The sequence below is a fragment of the Inquilinus sp. OTU3971 genome, assembly GCF_038440215.1.
The window spans coordinates 40,333-46,480 of sequence record NZ_JASATH010000043.1 but is presented as its reverse complement, the minus strand read 5'-3'; the positions used below and the strand labels follow the sequence as shown (position 1 = coordinate 46,480).

Annotated in this window: 7 protein-coding genes; all 7 read right to left on the bottom strand. The window is 69.2% G+C overall.

Going from position 1 to position 6,148, the window contains the following annotated elements; translation table 11 throughout:
* Positions 1–198: 198 nt before the first annotated feature.
* Positions 199–1,230 carry an aldo/keto reductase gene (locus AAHM41_RS13505; RefSeq protein WP_342237065.1) on the bottom strand — a complete coding sequence of 344 codons (1,032 nt, stop codon included), beginning with the start codon at positions 1,228–1,230 and terminating at the stop codon, positions 199–201.
* 204 nt (positions 1,231–1,434) lie between these two features.
* Positions 1,435–2,016, bottom strand: a complete 582-nt coding sequence (locus tag AAHM41_RS13500; RefSeq protein ID WP_342237064.1) for a dienelactone hydrolase family protein — start codon at positions 2,014–2,016, stop codon at positions 1,435–1,437.
* Between the two features lie 44 nt (positions 2,017–2,060).
* Positions 2,061–2,525, bottom strand: coding sequence for a cupin domain-containing protein (locus tag AAHM41_RS13495; protein ID WP_342237063.1), 465 nt, complete (start codon positions 2,523–2,525; stop codon positions 2,061–2,063).
* Between the two features lie 99 nt (positions 2,526–2,624).
* Entirely contained in the window at positions 2,625–3,917 is a 1,293-nt protein-coding gene (locus tag AAHM41_RS13490; protein ID WP_342237062.1) for a DUF445 domain-containing protein, read from the bottom strand.
* A gap of 164 nt (positions 3,918–4,081) precedes the next feature.
* On the bottom strand, positions 4,082–4,390 hold the full coding sequence (locus AAHM41_RS13485) for a hypothetical protein (RefSeq protein WP_342237061.1): 309 nt from the start codon (positions 4,388–4,390) through the stop codon (positions 4,082–4,084).
* A gap of 570 nt (positions 4,391–4,960) precedes the next feature.
* Complete coding sequence (locus tag AAHM41_RS13480; RefSeq protein ID WP_342237060.1) at positions 4,961–5,470, bottom strand: YbjN domain-containing protein; 510 nt, start codon at positions 5,468–5,470, stop codon at positions 4,961–4,963.
* A 181-nt stretch (positions 5,471–5,651) separates the two neighbouring features.
* Positions 5,652–6,041, bottom strand: a complete 390-nt coding sequence (locus AAHM41_RS13475; RefSeq protein ID WP_342237059.1) for an accessory factor UbiK family protein — start codon at positions 6,039–6,041, stop codon at positions 5,652–5,654.
* Positions 6,042–6,148: the final 107 nt, after the last annotated feature.

Sequence of the window (6,148 nt, the reverse complement as noted above, 5' to 3'; positions counted from 1 at the left end):
GGCCCGCCGCGATCAGCGCTCTCAACAACACCGGAAACCTGTCAACGATGTATCCGGTCTATAGTGTCAACGATCTCTCCGGTTGCACAGACTGCGCCCTATCCGCTACCAGCGGCGCTTCAAGCGATTGCCCTGAGAGGCAACACCTCACGGCTCGGTCCGATCGCCCCGGCAAGGCCTGCCTGAAATCATCTGGCTCTAGCGCCCGCCCTCGATCTTGCGGCGGCGCTGGTTGATGCCGCCGGCGCCGTAGGGGTAGTCCGCCATCTCGGGCCGGCTCGCCGCGTCCAGCGCGGCGATCTCGTCGCCGCTCAGCGCCAGTGTCGCCGCGCCGAGATTGTCGGCCAGCTGCTGCCGCGTGCGCACACCCAGGATCACCGAGGTGACCGCCGGCTGCGCCGCGACCCAGGCCAGCGCCACCTGTGCCATGCCGACCCCGCGCGCCGCGGCGATGTCCTCGACCGCCTCGATCACCGCCCAGGTGGTCGATCTGGCGTTGCGGGCGTCATAGGCCTCCATGCCGCGCTGCGGGTTCTCGCCCAGGCGGGTGGCGCCGGTCGGCATCTGGTCGCGCTTGTATTTCCCGGACAGCCAGCCGCCGCCCAGGGGCGACCACGGCAGCAGCCCGATCCCGGCGTCGAGCGCCGCCGGCACGATCTCGTGCTCGATGTCGCGGACCAGCAGGTTGTATTGCGGCTGCAGCGTCACCGGCGGCGCATAGCCATTGGCCTTGGCCAGCCACACCGCCTTGGTCAACTGCCAGCCAAGGAAGTTCGAGAAGCCGTAATAGGCGATCTTGCCGTTGCGCACCGAATCGTCGAGAAAGCGCAGCGTCTCCTCCAGCGGCGTCAGCGCGTCCCAGGCGTGCATCTGGTAGAGGTCGACCTGCTCGACGCCCAGGCGCCGCAGCGAGGCGTCGAGCGCCGCCCCCAGATGCTTGCGCGACAGGCCGAGGTCGTTCGGTCCCTGCCCCATCGGGAACCGGCCCTTGGTGGCGATCACCAGGTCCTGGGCGATGCCTGGCCGGCTTTGCAGCCAGCGGCCGATGATCTCCTCCGACACGCCGGCGGCGTAGACATCGGCGGTGTCGAGGAAATTGCCGCCGGCCTCGACATAGTCGTTCATCAGCGCGAAGGAGGTGGCCTCGTCGGATTCCTTGCCGAAGGTCATGGTGCCGAGGCAGTAGGCCGTCACCACCGCGCCGCTGTTGCCGAGCTTGCGATACTCCATGGTCTTCCTCCCGTGGGAATGTCGAGGTCGAGCCCCGGGCCATGGCCGGGAGCCGCTGTCTTCTGGAGAGCAGACGAACAGGGGTTCCGGCCGGCCGCCTGCCGCGCCGCCTGGATCCGAAGGCAGAATGGAATGTCCGGTTAAATCCGACAAATAGATTGTGCAGATCCGATTGATCGGATTCTCAGCACAATGGCGGCGGAATCAGACGCGGTCCAGGAACGCGATCACCCGCTTGGTGAGCAGCGCGGTCGCCTCGGCGTCGTAGGACGGCAGCGAGCTGTCGGCAAAGTAATGCTGGTCGCCCGGATACAGGAACAGCTCCGCATCCGCGGCCTTGGCCACGATCTCGCGGGCGGCGTCGACGTCGCCCTCGCCAACGAAGAACGGGTCGGCATCCATGCCGTGGATCTGGACCGGGACGCCGTCCGGCCAGGGCCCGAAGGCCCAGTCGCCGCTGATCGGCAGGCAGGAATAGAACAGCAGGGCGCCGCGCGCTCCGGGCCGGGTCTGGGCCAGTTTCTGCGCCGGCAGGACGCCGAAGGAGAAGCCGGCATAGACGAGGTCGGCCGGCAGGCCGTCGGCGAGGTGGACGCCGCGCTCCCGCAGATCGTCGAATCCGACCTGACGGATATGGGTCATCCCCTCTTCGATGCTCACGAAAGTCCGCCCGTCGAACAGGTCGGGCGCGTGCACGGTGTGGCCGGCGGCCCGCAGCGCGTCGGCGAAGGCACGCACGCCGGGGGTCAGCCCCTGGGCGTGGTGGAACAGCAGGACCTCGGTCATGGACAGCCTCCGGGTCTCGGGTTGGACGAAGGGGTATGGCTCCGCTATCCCGGCTCGGGATAGGGCGTGCCGTCCTTGTGCAGGAACCGGCTATCGGTGCTGGGGCTCATCATGTCGATATCGGAGCAGGTGATCACATCGGCCGGCGAGCGCGTGCCGACCTCGAGATAGACCGCGGTCGCTTCCGACCGGTTGATCATGTGATGGCCGTTGCCGGAGTTCTTCGGAAAGGCGGCGCAATCGCCGGCGCGCAGCACGGTCTCGCCGCCGTCCTCGATCAGAACGAGCTCGCCCTCGAGCACATAGACGAGCTCGTCCTCCTCCGAATGCCAGTGGCGCTGGCTCGACCAGTTGCCCGGCGGCAGGCGCATCAGGTTGACCCCGACATCCGTCAACCCGCCGGCATCGCCCAGCCGCTGCCGGGTGCGGTCGGCGCAGGGCGCGTCGAAGGGGTGCGGATAGCCCGTGCCCTTGCGCTCCGGCACGGCGGCGATGTCGATCCTGGGCATGGCGGTCGTCCCGCAAGCGGTGGTCCGCCCGCACTGTGGGCAAAGCACGCCCGGGGGACAAGGCCGAGAGAGCCTGCCGGGCGCGATCGTTGGATCCCCCTAACCAAACAGCCGGGTCGTCAGAAAGATCGCGCAGCCGACCAGGGCCCCGACGATCGTGCCGTTCATCCGGATGTATTGCAGGTCGCTGCCGACCACGAGCTCGAGTCGCTCGCTCAGCGTGCGCGTGTCCCAGCCGCGCACCACCTCGGCGATGAAGCCGCCGAGCCTGCGCCGCCAGGAGATGAGCTGGACCGCGAGCCGCCGGACCACGGCATCGACATGCGCCTGCATGGCGCCGTCCGCGGCCAGGGCCCGGCCGACCAGGGCGATGCCGTGTTCGAGCGCGGCGCGCGTCTTCGACGCCGGATCGGCCAGGTCCTCCAGCGCCGTCCGGGACAGCTGGCCCCAGATCGAGGCGAGCCAGGCCTGCACCTCCGGGCTGTCGAGGATCCGGTTCTTCGAGGCGTTGATCTGGTCGCGCCGGGCCGGCGAGCGCAGCAGTTCCTCGATCAGGCCGGCCAGCGCCTCGCGGAACCGCAGCCGCGCCTCGCTGTCCGGCCGGCGCAGGTCGCTCAGCAGTTCGGCAACGGCCGAGACGATCGCGGCGGCGATCCGGCGGTCGACCGTCTTCGGAATCCACCAGCGGCTGCGGGCCTCCACCAGCCGGTCGATCTGGCCCCGGTTCTCCTCCAGCCAGCCGACGCCGATGCCGATCGCCCGCTCGAACAGGATGTCGGCCTCGCCGCTGGCCGTCGCCAGCTCGACCACGCGGCCGAGGATCGGCGCCAGGTCGGCGCGGCGGAGCTGCTCGCCCAGCGTGCGGTTGGCGAAATCCTGCAGGTCGTGGTCCTCCAGCGACCGGATCAGGCCCGGCAGCGCGCCGGCGACCAGCCCGGCGATCACCGGCGCGGTGTCTGGCGCCGCCAGCCAGGCGGCGAAGCGCTGCCCGACCCGGCCATCGGCAAGCTTCCGCAGCAGGATCTCCTGGGTCAGGAAGTTCCGTTCGATGAAGCGGCCGAGGGTGCGCGCGATCCGGTCCTTGCTGTTCGGGATGATCGCGGTGTGGGGGATCGGCAGGCCGAGCGGATGGCGGAACAGGGCGGTCACCGCGAACCAGTCGGCGATGCCGCGGACGATCCCGGCCTCGGCCCCGGAGCGCAGCAGCAGCATGGCGAAGCCGGGCTCCGCGACCAGATGCGTGCCGACGAAGACCACCCCCATCGTGGCGAGCAGCCCGGTCGCGAGCCGGCGGTTGCGCCGCAGACGGCGGCGTGCGGTCTCCTTCGCCCGGCCGGATGCGAAGGGCGGGGCGACGGGCAAGACGGGCTGCGGCTGCGGGCCTGAGGCCATGTCTCGGCCCTCCTCTCTCTCGGAGCGATGCGCGGGTCCGCCAGTCCGGCTTCACCGCTTCGATCAAAATTCGTTATAGCGAGCCCCGCAGGGCCGTGGCCATCCGGCAGATCCGGCCCCTGACATTGCGGTCACCATTCAACCGAAACACGCTTTCGCTTGACCTATTGTTCCTGTTTTGTTCTAATGCACAGATGGTCAAAGGTGCCATCAAAGCCGGAACTCCCGCTGCCGCCTCGCCGGCCACGGACGAGGCCGACACCGCGATGCTGTCCGAGCTGGCGGGGCTCGCCATGGAGCTGGCCCAGGCCTTCCAGGCTCAAGGTCTCGCCGCCCTCGCGGCCGGCGATCTCGACCGCGCCGGCAAGGCCGAGGCCGGCTTCAACCGCACCGCGCTGGGCATCCGCGCCGCCGCGCTGAAGGCCCGGCTGCACCAGCAGCGGGAGGAGGAGTGGCGCAACGCCGACGGCCACCGGCACCGGCTGCAGGACCGGAAGGACAACCGGCGCCGCGCTGTCGCCCAGGGCGCCTCCAGCGCCATCGCCGTGGTGAAGCCCGAGGTCCAGGAGCGGCTCACCGCCGATCTGTGGGTCCGGCTGACCGAGACCGAGCGGATCGACGCCGACCTGGCCGACACCGACCTGCCGATCGAGACCCTGGTCCTGCGCCTGGGCCGCGAGATCGGCCTGTCCACCGCGCCATCGCCTACCCGGCCTCGCCCCCGACAGGGCGAAGGCCAGGGCCGAACGGGCCGGCGCCGGCCCGAAACTCTGGAGCGAGAGCCCGGCGGCCGGGCCGGCCCGGTGAGTCCCAATACTGGTGCAGCATCCCGGCCGAAGATGTCGGCGGGCCCGAGGGCGAGCGCTATTTCCACAACGTCCTCAACGGCGAGATCTACGATCAGGCCTGGGAGCTGGTCCGGACGTTGCCTGCGGACGACCGGCCCGAGCCATCCGGCTGACAGGAGCGTCGCCCGGCGGCATGAAAAAGCCCGGCCTCTCGCGAGGCCGGGCTTATCGCCACAGTCTTGTCGGCCGGTCGGCTCAGGCTTCGCCGACCGTGTCCAGAATGGCGGCGGAGACCGCCTCGCTGGCGCTCTTGCCGCCCCAGAGGACGAACTGGAAGGCCGGGTAGAAGCGCTCGCATTCGGTCAGCGCGATGTCGACCAAGTCCTCGAGCTGCTCCTGGCTCGCCGCCTGGGCGCCGCGCAGCAGCGTGGTGTGCCGGAACATCGGCGTCAGCTCCTCGGAGTCGACGTCGAAATGGCCGAGCCACATCCGCTCGTTGATGATGCCGAGCAGCTCCGCCACGTCGCGGCGCTTCTTCTCCGGCACCTTCAGGTCGAACTGGCAGGAGAACTGCATGGCGCTGATCTCTTCCTGCCAGAAGAAGAACAGGCGATAGCTGCACCACCGGCCGGCGACCTCGGCCAGCATCTCCTCGTTGCTGGCCCGCTCGAAACTCCAATCATTGGCGCTGACGATTTCCTCGAGCGTGTCGAGGGGGTTTTGGGTGAAGGCGGCTTCCTCGAAGGTCTGGGACGCTGTGGTCATGATCCTCCGCTCCCGTACCGAGGCGTGGCACATCTATGGCGCCCGCTATCGGCCAATACCCAATGTGTAGTGGTGTTAACCATTACAGCCTTTCCAAGACAACGGTCGCACAAGGGCTTGTTAGGCGCAACCGATATGCTCCGCTGCCACGATAAAAGTTGTGGATGATTTGTGACGAAATTCAGTCCGCCGCCTTGGCACGAGCCCTGCGGCCCTTCGGCGCAGGAGCCGAGTCCGCGGCCGCCTTGGCCTTGCGGGCAGGCCTGGCCACCGTCGCCGGGGCCGCGCGCTTCGAAGCCGCAGGCTTGGCCGCGGGCTTCCCCGCCGGCTTGACTGCGGCCTCCAGCGCCGCCACCCGGGCGGCCAGCAGCTCCTGCTCCTCGCGCGCCCGCTGGGCCAGGGCGCGGACGATCTCGAACTCCTCGCGGGTGACCACGTCGAGCCGCGACAGGATGTGCTCGAACTGCTCGCGCAGGCGGGTCCTCGCCTCCTCGCGCACGCCGGCGACGGCACCGAAGGCTCCGGTCGCGACGCGGACCAGATCGTCGATCAGCTTGGTGTCGAAGGGCATGTCAGGCGGTATCCGGAACAAATCATCATCATCTGGCAATATGGCCGCCGGTTCCCCGCGTTGCAACACGCTGGACCGCGCGCCTATAAGGGCACGCTTCGCCCCCC

Excerpts from the sequence above, each read along its gene's own strand:
- AAHM41_RS13475 (WP_342237059.1), bottom strand. The coding sequence starts at position 6,041 with ATGCCCTTCGACACCAAGCTGATCGACGATCTGGTCCGCGTCGCGACC.
- AAHM41_RS13480 (WP_342237060.1), bottom strand. The coding sequence starts at position 5,470 with ATGACCACAGCGTCCCAGACCTTCGAGGAAGCCGCCTTCACCCAAAAC.
- AAHM41_RS13505 (WP_342237065.1), bottom strand. The coding sequence starts at position 1,230 with ATGGAGTATCGCAAGCTCGGCAACAGCGGCGCGGTGGTGACGGCCTAC.
- AAHM41_RS13495 (WP_342237063.1), bottom strand. The coding sequence starts at position 2,525 with ATGCCCAGGATCGACATCGCCGCCGTGCCGGAGCGCAAGGGCACGGGC.
- AAHM41_RS13490 (WP_342237062.1), bottom strand. The coding sequence starts at position 3,917 with ATGGCCTCAGGCCCGCAGCCGCAGCCCGTCTTGCCCGTCGCCCCGCCC.
- AAHM41_RS13500 (WP_342237064.1), bottom strand. The coding sequence starts at position 2,016 with ATGACCGAGGTCCTGCTGTTCCACCACGCCCAGGGGCTGACCCCCGGC.